16 protein-coding genes are annotated in these 17875 nt (G+C 63.3%); 13 read left to right on the top strand and 3 right to left on the bottom strand.

Annotation, left to right across the window (positions count from 1 at the left end):
- Positions 1-50: 50 nt before the first annotated feature.
- From QRX40_RS04370 to QRX40_RS04360, 3 genes are read right to left on the bottom strand one after another with little or no spacing between them, the layout of a single operon-like run.
- The gene (locus tag QRX40_RS04370; RefSeq protein ID WP_306220883.1) at positions 51-371 is read right to left on the bottom strand and encodes a hypothetical protein; all 321 of its coding nucleotides are present in this window, start codon (positions 369-371) and stop codon (positions 51-53) included.
- 16 nt (positions 372-387) lie between these two features.
- Positions 388-1227: an ATP-binding cassette domain-containing protein gene (locus tag QRX40_RS04365; protein ID WP_313836546.1), complete on the bottom strand. Its 840-nt coding sequence runs from the start codon at positions 1225-1227 to the stop codon at positions 388-390.
- A gap of 15 nt (positions 1228-1242) precedes the next feature.
- Positions 1243-2436, bottom strand: coding sequence for an ROK family transcriptional regulator (locus QRX40_RS04360; protein WP_313836544.1), 1194 nt, complete (start codon positions 2434-2436; stop codon positions 1243-1245).
- Between the two features lie 235 nt (positions 2437-2671).
- Here QRX40_RS04360 and QRX40_RS04355 point away from each other — a divergent pair, with 235 nt between their 5' ends.
- The 13 genes from QRX40_RS04355 to QRX40_RS04295 all read left to right on the top strand — a co-directional run bounded on the left by QRX40_RS04355 (position 2672) and on the right by QRX40_RS04295 (position 17859).
- A complete protein-coding gene (locus QRX40_RS04355) occupies positions 2672-3826 on the top strand; it encodes a sugar-binding protein (protein ID WP_045924497.1) in 1155 nt (384 codons plus the stop codon).
- Positions 3827-3903: 77 nt separating this feature from the next.
- The gene (locus QRX40_RS04350) at positions 3904-5460 is read left to right on the top strand and encodes an ATP-binding cassette domain-containing protein (protein WP_313836542.1); all 1557 of its coding nucleotides are present in this window, start codon (positions 3904-3906) and stop codon (positions 5458-5460) included.
- On the top strand, positions 5457-6692 hold the full coding sequence (mmsB, locus tag QRX40_RS04345) for a multiple monosaccharide ABC transporter permease (RefSeq protein WP_024627987.1): 1236 nt from the start codon (positions 5457-5459) through the stop codon (positions 6690-6692). The genes QRX40_RS04350 and mmsB overlap by 4 nt, the downstream gene beginning before the upstream one ends.
- A gap of 85 nt (positions 6693-6777) precedes the next feature.
- On the top strand, positions 6778-6978 hold the full coding sequence (locus tag QRX40_RS04340) for a hypothetical protein (RefSeq protein WP_024627988.1): 201 nt from the start codon (positions 6778-6780) through the stop codon (positions 6976-6978).
- An 85-nt stretch (positions 6979-7063) separates the two neighbouring features.
- Positions 7064-10144: a bifunctional [glutamine synthetase] adenylyltransferase/[glutamine synthetase]-adenylyl-L-tyrosine phosphorylase gene (locus QRX40_RS04335; protein WP_313836540.1), complete on the top strand. Its 3081-nt coding sequence runs from the start codon at positions 7064-7066 to the stop codon at positions 10142-10144.
- Positions 10145-10213: 69 nt separating this feature from the next.
- The gene (gene pyrB, locus QRX40_RS04330; protein WP_024627990.1) at positions 10214-11221 is read left to right on the top strand and encodes an aspartate carbamoyltransferase; all 1008 of its coding nucleotides are present in this window, start codon (positions 10214-10216) and stop codon (positions 11219-11221) included.
- Positions 11218-11631, top strand: a complete 414-nt coding sequence (locus tag QRX40_RS04325; RefSeq protein WP_015021856.1) for an aspartate carbamoyltransferase regulatory subunit — start codon at positions 11218-11220, stop codon at positions 11629-11631. Before pyrB ends, QRX40_RS04325 begins: the two co-directional genes overlap by 4 nt.
- A 1-nt stretch (position 11632) precedes the next feature.
- Positions 11633-13057 carry a dihydroorotase gene (locus QRX40_RS04320; protein ID WP_313836538.1) on the top strand — a complete coding sequence of 475 codons (1425 nt, stop codon included), beginning with the start codon at positions 11633-11635 and terminating at the stop codon, positions 13055-13057.
- 2 nt (positions 13058-13059) lie between these two features.
- Positions 13060-14121 (top strand): orotidine-5'-phosphate decarboxylase, encoded by a 1062-nt coding sequence (gene pyrF, locus QRX40_RS04315; RefSeq protein WP_313836536.1) that lies wholly within the window; start codon positions 13060-13062, stop codon positions 14119-14121.
- Positions 14118-14963: a dihydroorotate dehydrogenase electron transfer subunit gene (locus QRX40_RS04310; RefSeq protein WP_313836534.1), complete on the top strand. Its 846-nt coding sequence runs from the start codon at positions 14118-14120 to the stop codon at positions 14961-14963. The genes pyrF and QRX40_RS04310 overlap by 4 nt, the downstream gene beginning before the upstream one ends.
- On the top strand, positions 14960-15907 hold the full coding sequence (locus QRX40_RS04305; RefSeq protein WP_101432402.1) for a dihydroorotate dehydrogenase: 948 nt from the start codon (positions 14960-14962) through the stop codon (positions 15905-15907). Before QRX40_RS04310 ends, QRX40_RS04305 begins: the two co-directional genes overlap by 4 nt.
- Positions 15904-16653: an orotate phosphoribosyltransferase gene (gene pyrE / locus QRX40_RS04300; RefSeq protein WP_313836532.1), complete on the top strand. Its 750-nt coding sequence runs from the start codon at positions 15904-15906 to the stop codon at positions 16651-16653. Before QRX40_RS04305 ends, pyrE begins: the two co-directional genes overlap by 4 nt.
- A 126-nt stretch (positions 16654-16779) precedes the next feature.
- Positions 16780-17859, top strand: coding sequence for a thioredoxin domain-containing protein (locus QRX40_RS04295; RefSeq protein ID WP_313836531.1), 1080 nt, complete (start codon positions 16780-16782; stop codon positions 17857-17859).
- The last annotated feature ends 16 nt before the right edge of the window (positions 17860-17875 follow it).

Here is a 17875-nt window from a genome sequence, read left to right as displayed (position 1 = left end):
GAGCGGGGGAGGCCCCGCATCGATGACGGCAAAAGCGTGATCGCCAGCTTTCAGCGGCGCTTTTGGCCCTGATTGTCGGTGCGGGGCCTCAGCCATGGCCAGACCTTGAGTGCAGCCCTGTTCAGCGGCGGTATCATGCCAATCAACAGACCGAGGATCATCCCTCCGATGGTCACCCAGGAGGCCAGGTCGCGCCCCAGCAGAATAAGGATCACCACCAGGCCGACCCCGATCAGGGACAGGACCTGTGTCCAGCGCTGCTGCGAATCGGTCAGTCGGTCGTTTTTCTTCGGCAGAAGTCCGTAGATCAGTCCCACTGCCAGCCCTATCAGGGCGCAGGCAATGGTCAGGAGGATATCGGTCAGCTGCATTCCAGGATTCCTTTGTTCATGATTGCTCGGGCAATATCTTTCTGGTGCCGCGCAGGGCGTGGACGCGGGCGTTGGCTCTGGCCATGGCATCCAGCTGCTCCTGGTCCTGTATGACATCTTCGGGATCAATGCCCGAAATCAAGGCTATTACAGTCTCATAAGATGTCTTGGCCGTAGGAAGGACTCCTACCAGCCGTCCCTGGCGCATGACTGCTATGCGGTCGGAAACCGCGAAAACGTCCGGCAGATCGTGGCAGACCATGAGTATGCTGCGCCCCTCGGAACGCATGCGCTTGATGTAGTTGAGCACCTCTGCGGACTGCATGACTGACAAGGAGGCCGTCGGCTCGTCGAGCAGGATCAGCTCCGGATTGTCCAGCAGGGTCCTGGCGATCGATACAGTCTGTTTTTGCCCCAGGGAAAGGGTTGCCATGGGTTGTCCCACGCGGATGGGGGAGGACAGCGACTGGAGGACCTGACGGGTGCGCCGACGCATGGCTTCGTCGTCACGCCGATGGTGACGATCGCGCAATTCCTTGCCCAGGAAGAGGTTGGAGGAGACATCCAGGTTGTCGCAGAAGTCCTGCCCCTGGAAAACGGCTGCAATGCCCAACTGATTGGCGACTCTGATCGAGGGAATGCTGGTCGGTCGGCCCTTCCAGAGCAAGGTACCCTGGTCGGGTCGGATCAAGCCGGACAGAATCCTGACCAGTGTGGACTTGCCTGCTCCATTGTCGCCTACGATGGCGAGCACTTCGTGTTGGCGGATATCCAGGTTGATATGTTTGAGGGCCTCAACGAACCCGAACCTGATGCAGAGGTCGTCCATCTGCATCAAGACAGCGGTTTTATGCAATCCAGGTCACCTCCTCTACGATGATCGACCTGCGGACTTGTTGGACACATCAATGTGTTCGTTGACGCTATCGACAGCCATCATAGCCGCCCCCAAAGCGGAACCGGTAATCGGATAGCGGGCAGGGAGCACCTCCATGGGAACCATGGCGTCAGGGAAAAGCATGCGCTGAAGGGTCTCCCGGAGGGGTTCCAGAAACACGTCTTCGGTTGTGCTCAGAATGCCTCCCAGAATCACCACCTCGGGATCCACGGCGTTGCACAGATCGGCTACTACATTGCCGATGCGGATGGCCGCGTCGCCCACAATCCGTCTGCAGCCCGGGTCCCCCTTGACGGCATTGCCCACCAGATCCTCCAGGGTCATGTTCCCGTGTGTCACGCTGAGCAAGGAGACCAGACGGCTCTCGTCCACCACCGTATTCAGGCACCCGCGGTTGCCGCAGATGCAGATATCGCCCAAGGGATCCACCTGGACATGGCCTATTTCGCCTGCCAGCCCGGTGGTGCCCCGCCACACCTCGCCGTTGATGACGATTCCCGCACCCACACCGTCATTGGCGTGGATGTAAACGAAGTTTCGTCTGCCGACTGCCGCGCCCATTCTCAGCTCGGCCATGGCTGAGAAGTTGGCATCGTTGTCCACCTGGACCGGCACCTGGAAAGCCTCATGGAAGGTGCCTATCAGATCCTCCTTGTCCCAGCCTCGCAGGATGCCGGGAATGGCCAGCTGGTGAGTTCTGCAGTCCACTGGGGCCCCCATGGCCAGGCCCAGGCCGACAAGCTCATCCGATTGGGCGCCGATGGAAGTCAGCGTCTCCTTGATCAGGATCATGGCCCGTTCCAGGGTTGTGTCAGGCTTGTGCTGCCGTGGCAGCGCCATATCATGCTCTGCCAGGATGGCATGGCTGGCGTCGACAACTTCCAGCCGCATTTCGTGACGGCCGATGTAGAGCCCGACTCCGAGGCCCTTGCGGCGGGCCAGCATGACCAGGGTGGCGCGGCGGCCGTTTCTGGTGGTGGAAGATGTCTCCAGAAGTCCTTGCTCGCCCATCAGGCGTACCAGGTTGGAGACAGTGGCCGTTGAAAGCCCGGTATTTTCAGCCAATTCGATCTGGGTCATGGCGCCGAATCTTCGGATCGTATCCAGCAGGAGGGCACGGTTGGCCTCACGCAGTGAGGACTGTGAACCGAACAATCGATGTGCCATAGGTTCCAGTGTAGCCAAGATCGTGGCTTGCCCCCTCCCAGTGCACCCCTTGCGCCGATAAAGCCAAAAGTTCGAGCGAATTATTAAGTTCATGTACGAAACAGATAAATAGATAATCAGCTTTGTTGAGTTGATAAAGTAAACACAAATGGCTATGCTGACCACTGGGCCTGCAATGAAGGGACCCAGGCAGACGGAGATGCCTGCCGGAGAATTCAAGGATGAAGGAGTCTTCATGAAGATGATGCAACGAGCCATGGCGGCGGTCATCGGCGTCGCCATGCTGACCGGACTGGGTGCTTGCGGAGGTTCACGTGCCTCCAGTTCCTCCCAGGAGGGAGGATCGATCGGCAAAGGCGCCACCATCGGCGTGTCCATGCCCACCAAGTCCGAGGAACGTTGGAACAAGGACGGCAACAACCTCAAGAGCAAACTGGAGAAAGCAGGCTACAAGGTAGTGCTCTCCTTCGCGGATGACAAGCCCGCCCAGCAGAATGCCGACATCGAGAACATGGTCAACAAGGGCGCCAAGATCGTTGTGGTGGCTTCCAAGGACGGCACAGCTGTCGGGCCGGCTGTCGAGAAGGCCAAGGACGCCGGGGCCAAGGTCATCGCCTATGACCGGCTGATCATGAACACCAAGGCCGTTGACTACTATGCGACCTTCCAGCTTGAGCGCACCGGCGTGCTGGAGGCCAACTGGCTGATCGACCAGCTGGGGCTCAAAAACGGAGCCAAGGGTCCATTCAATATTGAGCTCTTTACCGGTTCTCCCGACGACAACAACGCCAAGTACTTCTTCAAGGGCGCCTGGGAGCTGCTGCAGCCCTACTTCAAGTCGGGCGTTCTGGTCAGTCCCTCCCAGCATGGCGGCGGTGTGACCAAGGACTTCAAGCTTTCAGACTGGCAGAAGATCTCCGTCCAGTCCTGGAAGACCGAGCAGGCCCAGAAGGACATGGAGTCCATTCTTGATTCGACCTACGCCCATGGCGAGCGGTTGGATGCAGTGCTGAGCCCTTATGACGGCATCAGCCAGGGAGTCATCAACGCCATCCAGTCCAAGAGGCCCGACATCCAGCCCAATACCGACAACTGGCCCAAGATCACCGGGCAGGACGCCATGGAGATCTCCGTGGCCAACATCTCCAAGGGACTGCAGGGTCAGACCGTCTTCAAGGACGTCAACAAGCTGGCCCAGGCCGTCTACGACATGATCATCGAAATCGCCGAAGGCAAGAAGGTCACTGGCATCAATGGCACCTTTGACAACAACAGCATCAAGGTGCCCTCGAAGCTGCTGGATCCCAAGGCCATCACCAAGGACAACCTGACCGATCTGGTCAAGGCGAACTACCTGACCCAGGCACGATTCGATCAGCTGACCAAGTGAGGTTGGCATCACAGTCGCGCCGGACCGTCCCGCTTCCGGTCAAGGGGAGGGACGGTCGGCGCACAGGAGGTGAAAGCATGTCCGACGAGGACATCTTGTTGCGAATGCAGGGAATCACCAAGACCTTCGGTCCGGTAAAGGCCCTGTCCAATGTCGACATGGATGTGCGCAAGGGCGAAATCCATGCCATCTGCGGGGAAAACGGGGCCGGCAAGTCAACCCTGATGAATGTGCTGTCCGGGGTCTACCCTCATGGCAGCTATACCGGCGAAATCCTGTTCGACGGCAAGCCCTGCCGCTACCGGACCATCAATGATTCGGAGGACGACGGCATCGTCATCATCCACCAGGAGCTGGCGCTGAGCCCTTTCCTATCCATTGCCGAGAACATCTTCCTGGGCAATGAGCAGGCCCACAATGGCGTAATGGACTGGGACACGACCAGGGCCAAGGCCTCGCGTCTGTTGGAGCGTGTGGGGCTGGACGAGAAACCCGACACCAGGGTCATGGACCTTGGAGTGGGCAAGCAGCAGCTGGTGGAGATCGCCAAGGCGCTGTCCAAGCACGTCAGGCTGCTGATTCTGGATGAGCCCACAGCCGCCTTGAACGACGATGATTCCGATCATCTGCTGGATCTGGTCAGACAGCTGCGTGACCAGCAGGGAGTGACCAGCATCCTCATCACCCACAAGCTGGGCGAGGTGGGGCAGATTGCGGATGGTGTGACCATTCTGCGCGATGGCTCCACGGTGGGCGGCATGCGAATCGACCAAGACCACCCGCTGGATCAGGATCTGCTCATCCAGAAGATGGTCGGCCGCGAGCTGACCAACCTCTATCCCGAGCACGTGCCGCACATCGGCAAGGAGGTGCTCAAGGTCAGCGACTGGACCGTCCACCATCCGCAGGATCCCTCCCGCACCGTGGTCGATCATGCCAATCTGGTGGTTCACCAGGGTGAGATCGTCGGACTGGCGGGACTCATGGGTGCGGGCCGCACCGAGATGGCCATGAGCATCTTCGGGCGATCCTATGGCAGCCACATCAGCGGCAGAATCGAGATGCATGGCCGTCGGGTCGAGCTGCCGAACGTCCAGTCGGCCATCGATTCTGGCCTGGCCTATGCCACTGAGGACCGCAAGGTCTTCGGACTCAACCTGCTGCAGAACATCAGGGAAAACGCCTCCTTGGCCTCGCTCAAGAAAATGAGCCGCCATGGGGTCATGAACGAGAACCTGGAGAGGGCACGGGTGGAGGAGTACCGCAAGGACTTCAACATCAAGTGCAGCAATATCGATGTGCCCGTCTCCACCCTTTCCGGCGGCAACCAGCAAAAGGTCGTGCTGGCCAAGTGGGTGATCTCGGATCCTGATGTGCTCATCCTGGACGAGCCCACCCGAGGCATTGATGTGGGAGCCAAATACGAGATCTACGAGATCATCGACCGGCTGGTCGACCAGGGCAAGGCTGTGGTGGTCATCTCCTCGGAGTTGCCCGAGCTGATCGGCATCTGTGACCGGATTTATACGGTCAGCCAGGGGGTCATCACCAACGACGTGGAGCGCCGGGACTTCTCGCAGGAATATCTGATGAAGGGCATGACCCAGGAAAAGAAGGGAGTGGCAGCCAGATGAGCTCGCCCAACAGCAACAAGAGCACCGCCCAGGCGGTGGAACAAGAACAGGCAGGACCTGGCATTCTGGCCTCCCTGGCCAGCAACGCCCGGCAGTATGGCATCGTCGGCGCTCTGGTGGTCATCGTGGTCGTCTTCGAAATACTGACCAAGGGGGTGCTGCTCAAACCCAACAGCTTCGTCTCGCTGATCCAGCAGAACGCCTACGTGATCATCCTGGCCATCGGCATGGTCATGGTCATCATCGCAACCCACATTGATTTGTCGGTGGGCTCGCTGGTGGCCTTCATCGGAGGCGTGTGCGCCATCCTCATGGAACATATGGGGGTCAATTGGATCGTGGCCATCGGCCTGTCCCTGATCGTAGGTCTGCTGATCGGCATCTGGCAGGGCTTCTGGGTCGCCGTCATCGGCATTCCAGGATTTATCACCACCCTGGCCGGCATGCTGATCTTCCGTGGTCTGGCCACAGTCATCGTCGGCGAGTCCGTGCCTATCACCTCCGCACAGTTCAGGGGGATCGCCCGTGACTACCTGCCCAACATCCTGGGATGGTGGGGCCCCTTCGACGGCCTGACAGTGGTGCTGGGCCTGATCTGCATCCTGGCATACGCCTGGTCGCAGATTGCCCGCCGCCGCAAGACCCTGGCTGTAGGTCTGGTTCCCGAGCCCAAGGCCTTGATGACCGGCAAGATCATCGTGGCCGCAGTCGTCATCCTCTTCGTGACCTACCTGCTGGCCTCCTCCGGCAATGAGAACCAGGGCGGGACGCCCATAATGCTGGTCATCGTGGCCGTATTGGTCCTGATTTACAACTTCATCCTCACCAGGACCGTCTTCGGCCGGCATGTATACGCAGTGGGCGGCAACCGCAAGGCTGCCGTGCTCTCGGGCATCAACGCCAAACGGGTGGACTTCACGCTATTCGTCCACATGGGCTTCCTGTCCGCTGTGGCAGCCATCTGCATGCTTTCACGACTGGCCTCGGCCACCGCCCAGGCTGGTATGGAGTTCGAAATGGACGCTATCGCATCCTGCTTCATCGGCGGCACAGCTGTCACCGGCGGCATCGGCACCATTCCCGGGGCGGTCGTCGGAGCCTTCGTCATGGGTGTGATCAACCAGGGACTGTCCATCATGGGCGTGGACACGGCCATCGTCAAGACCATCAAGGGGCTGGTGCTCCTGCTGGCCGTGGCTATCGACGTCATGTCCAAGCGCCGCAAGAGCTAACCAATCATCGGCATGAGGGATGGGCACTTGCCGTCCCTCATGCCGATCAACCATCTTTGGAACATCGGTAAAAAGGAGCACAATCGTGCGTATCACCGGCAAGGCTCGTTCTCGGATGTATGGCCTGACTGCTGCAGCCTGCGCCATCTGGCTGGTCCAATCCCTGGCTGAGGCTGTGCGGGACGGAAGCCTGCTGACATGGCCCACACTGATCTTCTCCGTGTGCTTAGCCGTCGTCACTGTATACTGCGCTGTCTGCGCCTTCCGGGAGGGCCGCAAGGGCTGACGACCCGTCACCCCTATAATGCCTGTACCGGCTCCGCAGACATCAGAGTCGTCGCGGAGCCTTAAGCAAAGGCAGGGGATGAGGCATGGAAGATCCGGCGCAACCGACCACTTCGACCCTGATCCACCTTGGGCTGCACGACCTGGACAAGGCCCGGGTCCGGCTGGATCGGCTTGCCCGCCTGGTGGACGACGAGGCTCTGGCGCAAACCCTGGTCCAGAGCCTCGACCAGGCCTGTGATCCGGACGAAGCCCTTGCGGGGCTGATACGAATTCTGGAGCAGTATCCGCAAGGAGCCCGACCGGGCTTTCTGGCCGGATCCCCGCAGGAAAACCAAGAGGCCGCCCAGTCGCTGATCAGGGTGTTGGGGGCCTCGGAGGCCATGGGCCGACTGATGCGCTCGCGGCCGGAACTGGCAGAGGCGGCCGCCCTCGACCCCGACCACCTGGCTGACTGCCCGGCGGAAACCAGGCAGAGGCGGGTCCTTGACGCCTTGGACAAGGTGGAGAAGAATTCAGAATCCTCGCCTTCACTGGCCGCGTATGCCGATGCACTGCGGTTCGAATACCGGCTGCAGCTGGCTGCAGTCATGGCCCGAGACCTGGCAGCTGAGGACCCTCTGGAGCTGGAGCCATCAATCAGCAGGGCCCTGTCAGACATGGCCGATGCCGCACTCCAAGGGGCCCTGAGCATTGCCTGCCGTCAGGTCCCCAATGCGGATTCATGCCGTCTGACCGTCATTGGCATGGGCAAGCTGGGCGCCCAGGAGCTCAACTACGTGTCCGATGCGGATCTCATGTACTTGGTGGAGCCGGCTTCGGGGGCGGACCCGAATGGGACTGATCTTATTGCCGTCGGCACTGCCATGGCCGTCCTCCTGCAGCGGGTCTGCCAGGCGGTCATTCCCGGATCGACCGAGCCGCCGCTATGGAAGGTCGATACCGCCCTGCGGCCCGAGGGACGTGACGGCCCCCTGGTGCGCCGTCTGGCCTCTTACGCCGACTACTATGCCCAGTGGGCTGAGAACTGGGAATTCCAGGCCCTGCTCAAGGCCCGTCCTGTCGCTGGCGACAAGGCCCTGGGACAGGACTATTCGGCCATGGTCGAGCCCCTGGTCTGGGAGGCTTGCCAGCGTCCCAACTTCGTCTACGACTGCCAGCGGATGCGCCAGCGTGTGGAGCGGCTGATACCCGAGGACCGCAAGGAGCGCGAAATCAAGCTGGGCCAGGGCGGACTGCGGGATGTGGAATTCACCGTCCAGATGCTCCAGCTGGTCCATGGCTCCAGCGACCCGGATCTGCGTTGTCCGGCCACTCTGGATGCCCTGCAGGCCCTGTCCCGCGGCGGCTACATTTCACGCAAGCACGGCGACCAGCTGGACCATGACTATCGCTTCGAGCGGGTCATGGAGCATCGCCTGCAGATGTGGCAGCTGCGCCGCACTCACCTCTTCCCGAAAATCACCCGTTCAGGCAAACTCGGCCAGCGGCCGCCCAGCCTGGAGGAGCTGGAGAGCAACCGCGATCTGAGGCGGCTGGCCCGGGCCTTCGGTCTGCACGCCGACCAGATGCTGGCCCAATACCAGGCCACCAGAATCGAGGTCCGCAACCTTCACCAGGCCATCTATTTCCGTCCCATGCTGCCCATCAACGCCCAGGTGGACGAGGACGAGGTCAGCCTGCGCCCCCAGGCGGCCCGCGCCAGGTTCGCCTCCACCGGCTTCGCCGACCCCGATGCAGCCATTCGCCACGTCACAGCCCTGACCACAGGGGTCACCCGATCGGCGCGCATCAACCGCATTCTCATGCCCGCCGTCCTCCAGTGGCTGGGGGAGGGGCAGGATCCGGACATGGGACTCCTGGGCTGGCGAACCCTTGAGGAGCACTTCGGCGGCAAGAGCACCTACCTGGGATTCCTGCGGGACTCCACCTCGGCCGCCCGCCGCCTCTGCCATGTTCTGTCCAACTCCCGCTATCTGTCCGGCGCCCTGGCCCGGTCCGTCCAGTCGGTGACCTGGCTGGGCCATGACCAGGACATGATCCCGCGTGATCGGGCCACTCTGGACAAGCGCGCCGCAGCCTATCGAACCAGGCATGCAGACTCGCTGGAGGAGTTCGCCACAGCCGTCCGGGCCATGCGCCGACAGGAGATCGAACGGATCGGGCTGGGCTGGATGAGCGGGGTGGACGATCAGCAGGCCTGCCTGGCGGGCATGTCCGATGTCTACGATGCAGCCATCAATGCAGCCCTGGACTGGGCCGTGGACCACCGTTCGGAACAGGCTGGCGCACCAGCCGATCTGGCCGTGATCGGCATGGGTCGATACGGGGGCAGGGAGGTCAACTTCAACTCGGATGCCGACATCATGCTGGTCTACCGTCCGGCATCAGGCGCCGACCAGGACCAGGCGGCCGAATTCGCACGTGGAGTGACAGCCGACCTGCGGGCCGTCCTGGCTGGACCAGCCAGCCTGGAGCCCGGCATCGACCTGGACTTCGACCTGCGCCCCGAAGGACGTCAGGGGCCTCTGGTGCGTTCCCTGGACTCCTACCAGCGCTACTACCGCGACTGGTCGGAGACCTGGGAACATCAGGCCCTGATCCGGGCCAGGTTCGCAGCTGGGGACGCCGGCTTGGCCAAGGACTTTCTGGAGGGCATAGCCAATCCGCTCCGCTACCCCGAGCAGCAGCCCGACGAGGAGGAGCTGGGGCAGATCCGCCGTCTCAAGGCCCGGATGGAGGCAGAGCGGCTGCCGCGCGGCGTGCGTCGGGACCGGCATCTGAAGCTGGGCCGGGGAGGGCTGTCTGACGTGGAATGGACGGTCCAGCTCCTCCAGCTGCGTCATGCCCACGATCTGCCTGAGCTGCAGGTCACCGGCACGCTGACCGCCCTGGATGCCCTGGAGGCCGCGGGACTTATCAAGGCCAAGGATGCCAAGGCCCTGCGCCGCAGCTGGGTGCTCTGCACCGCAGCCCGGAACGCCAACTTCCTCTGGTCCGGAAGGGTATCCCAGGCGGACATCCTGCCTGACGACGGACAGGTGCTGGGAGGCATTGCAGTCTGCCTGGGCTACCCGGCCCACCGAGGCCAGCACTTCGTCAACGAGCTGCTGGCGGCCATGCGCCGCTGCAGGCAGGTCATGGAACGGCTCTTCTACGGCGGCTGACCTGGGTCCATCCGGGGTCGTATGCTTGTTCAGGTCACATAAGGTGGCCACCTTGAGGAAGGTGAGCCGTTGTCCCAACAAGTTGATCACGCATCCAACACCTCTTCCGCCGTCGTTCCCCTTCGTGGGCGAAGTGTGGTAACCCTCGACGACATTCCCATGACCCAGATCCTGGACCTGCTGGATCGGGCGGCCTACATCGACACCCATCGCCGTCAGGTGGCCCATACCTGCGACGGCCGTGTCCTGGCCACGCTCTTCTATGAACCCAGCACCCGCACCCGGCTCAGTTTCGAGACGGCCATGCTCCGTCTGGGCGGCCAGGTCATCGGATTCGCGGGCGCCCAGCTGGCCAGCGTCTCCAAGGGGGAGTCCATCAGCGACACCCTGAAGACGGTCTCCAACTACGCCGACATCGTGGCCATCCGCCACCCCAAGGAGGGTGCCGCCCTGGTGGCCTCCCAGGCAGCCACGGTCCCGGTCATCAACGCCGGAGACGGCGGACACATGCACCCGACCCAGACCCTGACCGACCTGGCTACCATCCGCGCCCGCAAGGGCCGGCTGAACCACCTGACCATCGGCCTGTGCGGGGACCTGACCTTCGGCCGCACCGTCCACTCCCTGATCACCACCCTCTGCCGCCTGGGCCATGTGGACTTCGTCCTGATCAGCCCCGACGAGCTGCGCACCCCCGAATACGTTCTGGAACGAATCCGTTCCTCGGCCGACTGCACCTACCGGGAGACCGGGGACCTGAATGGGGTCATCGGCGACCTGGACGTGCTCTACATGACCCGTGTCCAGCAGGAGCGCTTCTTCAACGAGGACGACTACCTGCGTCTGCGCGACACTTACATTCTCAATGCCGACAAGCTTCGGTCCGCGCGCCCCGACATGGCCATCCTCCACCCGCTGCCCAGGGTCAATGAGATCGCCGTGGAGGTGGACGACGATCCGCGGGCGGCCTACTTCCAGCAGGTCCGCAACGGCATGCTGGTCAGAATGGCCCTGGAGAGCGCCCTGCTGGGCGACGAGCTGCCCGGTTACCGCAAGCAGAAGGAGGTGGCCGCATGAAGGTCACCAGCATTGTCGACGGCATCATCATTGATCACGTTCGTGCGGGCACAGCCCTGAAAGTCTTGCACTACCTGCGCGTGGACCCGGCGAAGACCCGGCTGGCCCTGATCATGAACACGGACAGCCGCAAGTACGGGTCCAAGGACATCATCAAGATCGAGCAGACCGGGGATCTGGACCTGACCGCCCTGGGGTTCATCGCCCCTGAGGCCACCGTCGACGTGGTCCGGCAGGGCAGGATCGTCAGCAAGCATCAGCCTGACCGCCCCAACCATCTGGTCAACGTCATCACCTGCGTCAACCCCCGTTGCGTCACCACGGTGGAGACCGGCGTGGACCAGCGCTTCCACCTGGACGCTGCCGGGGTCTACCGCTGCGATTACTGCGACGAGAAGGCTGAAGACTGACATGCGGCTGCTGGGGTTGACCGATTGGCGCAGCGGCAGGGCGGTCGATCTGGTGCTTCCCCAGGCCGTCGACAGTGCTCTGATCGACGAGACCGGTGCCATGTCAGCAGGGGCGGATCGGATAGATGCCTCGGGGCTGGTGCTGGCTCCGGCCCTAATCGACCCCCACGTCCACCTGCGTGACCCTGGCCAGACCGACAAGGAGGACATGGTCACCGGCACCGCTGCCGCAGCGGCTGGAGGCTATGGGCTGATACTGCTCATGCCCAACACCCAGCCTGCCATGGACGGCCGAGCGCGGATGGCCGACGGGCGCACGGTCATCGACTATCTGGAATCCTATGAGCGGGACCATGGGCTGCGCCTGCCGGCGGACTACGCCCTGTGCGTGGCGGCCACCATGGACCGGGCAGGCCGTCAGGCCTCAAACCCAGACGACTGGTCGGGGCACCTGCCCGGCCACGGCTGGGACCATCCCGTAGTCGCCATCAGTGACGACGGCTCGGCCGTCACCGATCAGACCCTGGAGGCTGTGGCCGCCAACGCCCGGGAATTCGACCTGCCCATTCTGGACCACTGCGAACATCACGAGCACGGTCAGGTCAATCTTGGCGCTGTCAGCCGTCAACTGGGGCTGGAGGGGATTCCCGCCTCAACCGAGACCGCCATCATCCATCGCGACATCGCCCTGGCGGAGCGCACCGGCACCAGGGTGCATCTGCAGCATGTCAGCACTGCCGGGGGATTCGAAGCCGTCCGAAGCGCCAAGGCCCATGGGCTGCCGATTACCTGTGAGACCGCGCCCCACTATCTGGCCCTCTGCGACGAGGATCTGCTGCGTTGCGGCAGCATGGCCAAGATGAACCCTCCGCTGCGCTCCCGCGCTGACCAGCAGGCTGCGCTTGAGGCCGTGGCCGACGGCACTGTCGACATGATTGCCACCGACCACGCCCCCCACACCGCTGCCGAGAAGGCGCTGGGGCTCAAGGACGCCCCCAACGGCATCATCGGCCTGGAGACTGCCTACGCGGTCTGCAACCAGGTCCTGGTCACAAGCGGGCTCATCGGCCATGACCGCCTGATCGAGCTCATGTCCCTGGCGCCGGCCGAGCTCATGGGCATGCGGCGACTCCTGCCCGAAGACCTGTCCTCGCGCAAGGCCCACAAGGTCAATCAAGTCGACACCGGTCACCTTCTGTTGGAAGTCGATCAGCACAGCGAGGCCGACCAGCCACCCGTCGACCTGGTCATCTTGGACCCCGAGGCCAAGTGGAAGGTTGATCCCAGCCGCTTCCACTCCAAGGCGAGGAACACCCCCTTTGCCGGGGCAGAGCTGACCGGACGGGTCATGGCCACCATCAAGGAGGGGCGTCTGGTCTTCTCCCGCCTGCCTGAAAGCCGTGTCATCACCAGGGAAAGGAACTGAGCATGGACCGACTGACCGCGCTCATCCAGGACAAGCAGAATCCGACCGTGGTCGGCCTGGATCCGCGACCGGAACTGCTGCCCAGCCAGCTGATCGAGCAGGCCAGGCAGCGCGCTGCCGGGAGCATGGCCCGGATGGGCCTGGACCCCAAGGACCCGCAGCAGGCCCAGGGCGAGCAGGCTCAGGCGGTCTGGGCGGACCACCTGGCCCGGGCCTATCTGCGCTTCAACCTGGCCATCCTGGAAGGCGTGGCCGACCTGGTGCCTGCAGTCAAACCCCAGATCGCCATGTACGAGGCCCTGGGAGCCTGGGGCATCAGGGCCTACACCGGCACCTGCCGGGCCGCAGCCGATCGAGGCCTCTACGTCATCGGGGACGTCAAGCGCGGGGACATCGGCTCCACGGCCGAGGCCTACGCCGCCCACCTGGACGGGCTTCCCCTGCCCTTCGCCCCGGAGCAGGCTGTGGATGGCCCGGACCGAACAGGCGGGAGGTTCCCCTGGTATGAGGATGCCCTGACCATCAACGTCTACCTGGGCTCCGACGGGGTGGAACCCTTCCTGCAAGCGGCCGAGCACATCCAGGGCGACCTCTTCGCCCTGGTCCGCACCTCCAACCCCTCGGGCAGCCAGATCCAGGAGCTGGGCCTGGATACGGACTCAGGCGGCGGCACCATCTATCAGCGCCTGGGCGAATTGGTCGAATCCTGGGGGCGGCCCTCCATAGGCGAATCGGGCTATTCCCGGCTTGGAGCCGTGGTCGGCGCTACCCACCCCGAGGACGGGGCCCTTCTGCGTCAGGCCATGCCCCACACCTTCTTCCTGGTCCCCGGCTACGGAGCCCAGGGCGGTTCGGCGGCCGACGTGGCGCCCATGTTCGACCGGTCCGGCGGCGGTGCTGTGGTCAATTCCTCTCGGGGAATCATCGCCGCTTGGCGAAAGGATCCGGACTACAGCCCGCAGCTCAGCGTTCAGGCGGCCCTGGGCATGGTCACACGCGATGCCCGCCAAGCCGCGCAGGCTATGAAGGACGATCTCAATCAGGCGATCAAGGAGGCCCGATGAAACCCAACCTCTTCATATCCACCAGCCGGGTGGAGGAGCAGGCCCAACAGGCAGGCCGGATGCCCGGACGCCGCACGGCCCAGGTCACCGGCATGGAGCCGTTGGACCGGCAGGTCTGGCGGATGACCATCTGCGACCCCTACCTGGCAGCCCATGCTCCTGCAGGAGCCTTCATCAACCTCTACTCGGCCGACCGCATGACCATGATGCCCAGGCCCTTCGGCATCAGCCGGGTCCTGGAGGGCGAGCAGATCGAGATCATCTTCGCCGTCGTGGGCCAGGGGACCTATGAGTTCTCCCGGTTGCAGCCAGGCATGGCTGTGGACCTGCTGGGGCCCCTGGGCCATGGCTTCGACCTGGGGAAGCCGGCTGACTATCTGCTGGTGGGCGGCGGCCTGGGCGTCCCCCCGCTGATCCGCGCAGCCCAGTGCCTGCAAGGCCGGTCCGGTGTGCGCACCACCGCCCTGCTGGGCTACCGTGACCATCGGTTCGCCGATGCCATCATGGGCCCGCTGACCGATCGATTGGAATCCATCGACAATGCCTCCGGGGATGTCATAACCCTCTTGAACCGGGTGCGCGGCGACATCGATCCCGAGCGGACCATCATTCTGACCTGCGGACCCCTGCCCATGATGCGGGCCGTGGCTGCCTGGGCCCATAAGGCCGGCCTGCCCGCCCAGTGCTGCATGGAGTCCCGGATGGGTTGCGGCTATGGCACCTGCGTGGCCTGCGTGGTCGACACCGTGGACGGCAGGCTCAAGGTCTGCAAGGACGGCCCGGTCTTTGCCGCCGACCGTCTGATCTGGGATGCAGGCGAGGACAAGAAGGAGGCACGATGAGCGGGCTGACGATCATGGACCCTCTGGAGCCGCACGCCTGGCGGCATGGCACTGTTGTGGCCGGCACGCCCTGGAAGAATCCGGTGGGCACGGCCTCGGGCACCTTCAACCTGGATGCATGCGGCGACTATTACGACGTCTCCCAAATGGGCGCCATCTCCACCAAGGGGGTTTCGCCGGTGCCCTGGGAAGGCAACCCCACGCCCAGGACAGCCGAGAGCCCCGCCGGCATGGTCAACTCCGTGGGCCTGCAGAACCCGGGCGTGGACCATTACCTGGTGGACGAGCTGCCCAGGCTCAAGGCCCTGGGAGCCAACGTGGTCACCAATGTGGCCGGCCACAGCGACGAGGACTATGCCACAGTCGTGGAACGGCTGGCCGACTCCCCTGCTGACATGCTGGAGATCAACGTCTCCTGCCCCAACGTCTCACATGGTGGAATGTCCGTAGGCACCGACGCCAAGGCGCTGAACCGGCTGATCACCAGGCTGCGGGGTCTGACCGACAAGCCCATGGTGGTCAAGCTGACCCCCAACGTCACCGATATCGTGGAAGTGGCCAAGGCGGCCGTCGATGGGGGAGCGGATGCCCTCAGCCTGATCAACACCCTGGTGGGCATGCGCATCGACATCAACACAGGCAGGCCCATCCTGGCCCAGGGCACCGGCGGCGTCTCCGGCCCCTGCATCCTGCCCATAGCTCTGTCCTTCGTCTGGCGGGTGCGCCAGGCACTGCCCGAGGTTCCCATCATCGGCATCGGGGGCATCGACTCGGGACGCACGGCCTTGGAATTCCTCTATGCCGGAGCCAACGCCGTGGAAGTGGGGGCTGCGGCCCTGGTGGATCCTGTGGCGCCCATGAGGGTGGCCCGGGAGCTGGACGATCTGTTGGACGAGCGGCCCAAGCTGGCCGATTTGCTCAAGAAAGGGGAGTGCTGGCGATGAACGCATCCGCAGCGGAAAACAGGGCCGAACATGACGGGGATGACCAGGAGCAGACCCGCCGCATCCAGGAGGGCTTCACCAGCTTCCTGCTGCAAAGCGGAGCGCTCAAGTTCGGTGACTTCACCCTGAAGTCGGGGCGGCGCTCGCCCTACTTCATCAACGCCGGGGCCTTCAACGACGGACGGCTGATCGCCCTGCTGGGAGAGTTCTACGCCCGGACCATCGTGCAGGCCGTGCAGCAGGGGACCCTGCCCGCCGACATCGATACGGTATTCGGTCCGGCCTACAAGGGGATCCCTCTGGCCGTCTCCACCGCCATCGCACTGAGCGGGGCGCACGGCATGCCGGTCGGCTATACCTTTGACCGCAAGGAGGTCAAGGACCACGGCGACGGAGGGCTCATGGTCGGCACCCAGTTAAGGGATGGCATGAGGGTGCTGCTGGTGGATGACGTCATGACCGCCGGGACCGCGGTCCGCCAGGTGGTGCCCAAGATCATGTCCCAGGCCAAGGTGACCATCGTCGGCCTGGTGCTCTCCGTGGACCGGATGGAGCGCACCGGAAAGGGCCAAGGCTCGGCTGTCGAATCCATCATGGACGAATTCCACTTCCCGGTCATCAGCATCGTCAACGTCCGCCAGATCTTCGACGCGGCCGCCTCCATGAAAGGCCCGGACGGGTCGCCCATTCTGGATCAGCGCACGGCCGATGCCGCCAGGGACTATCTGGAGCGCTACGGGGCCTGAGCAAGTGACCAGCTCATATCGGCGCACATTCTCCGGACGGTCATCCCGTCGGCCGACCCTCGTGTAGATTGGTAAAGGTCCGACGGGCAGGCCGACGGATCATCATCGCAAGGAAGGCCATGGATCATGACAAAACCGCTGGAGCAGAACAGTCATGAGGAACCGGACCAGACTGGGGACGACGCGGTGAATGCGACCAAGCCTACCGTTTCGGCCACAGCAACTGGCACAGCGGACTCTTCGCAGGCTGCAGAACCTGCAGGCCAGCCTCAAGAGAGCGAGCCTGAAGAAAGCGCACCTGCACAGAGCTCGCGGAGGGTTCCGTTGATACTGGTGGCTGTAGCTCTTGTGCTGGTACTTGCGGCAGGCATCTACATGCTGTGGGCTGATCATTCAGCAGGCAACCAGCCAGCCCAAAAGCCTTCATCAGGAGCCTCGGCCGCGCAAATCAGCCAGGGCCCCAGCGGGGATGCCAAGGCCTACAAGGCCCTGCAGGAGGTCACCGTCAAGCCATCGGTGGCCGACGACCAGGGAGGGCTGACCGTTTCAGCCAAGGGTGTCGGCAGCAAGAAGAAGGTTGCCGACGCACCGACCCTTGAGATCTTTATGGACCCCATGTGCCCCTGGTGCGGCAAGGTGGGCCGGGTCATTGATCCCCAGCTGCAGCGCATGATCAGCGCTGGTCAGATCAACGTCACTTACAACTTTTTGAACTTCCTGGATTCGGCCTCCAGCGACCAGTACTCCATCCGCGTGGACAACGCCCTGGCCATGGTGGCCCAGGAGGATCCGGACCATCTGCCGGCCTTTGCTGCCGCCGTCTTTGCATCCGACTTCCAGCCCGATGAAAGCTCCTATCAGGCGGTCTCTGACGCTCGACTGGCCGACAAGGCCTTGGGGGTAGGGGTCCCTAGGTCTCTGGCAGACCGTTTCGCCCAGGGAACCTACAGGCCGTGGGTGGACAAGGTCAACGCCTACGCCATCACCCGCAAGGATGCCAAGGATGCCAAGGGGGAGTTCTCGACCCCCACCATCATGATCAACGGCAAGGTCTGGGATCTGACCGCAGCCGCAAAGAGCCAGGGCGGACTGGAACATCTGGACCGGGCCTTGCTCAAGGCCCTGGGACTCAAATCGCAGGATGTAGGCCACCAGGGGAAGATGCCCTCCATCGGAGCCCAAGGAAAAGCGCTGAAAATAGAGTAAGCCACGACCACTGAGA

Source organism: Bifidobacterium sp. H6bp9, assembly GCF_032193695.1.
Taxonomy (GTDB): domain Bacteria; phylum Actinomycetota; class Actinomycetes; order Actinomycetales; family Bifidobacteriaceae; genus Bombiscardovia; species Bombiscardovia kimbladii.
The sequence above is the reverse complement of the archived record's forward strand: the minus strand, read 5'-3'. Positions and strand labels throughout refer to the sequence as shown.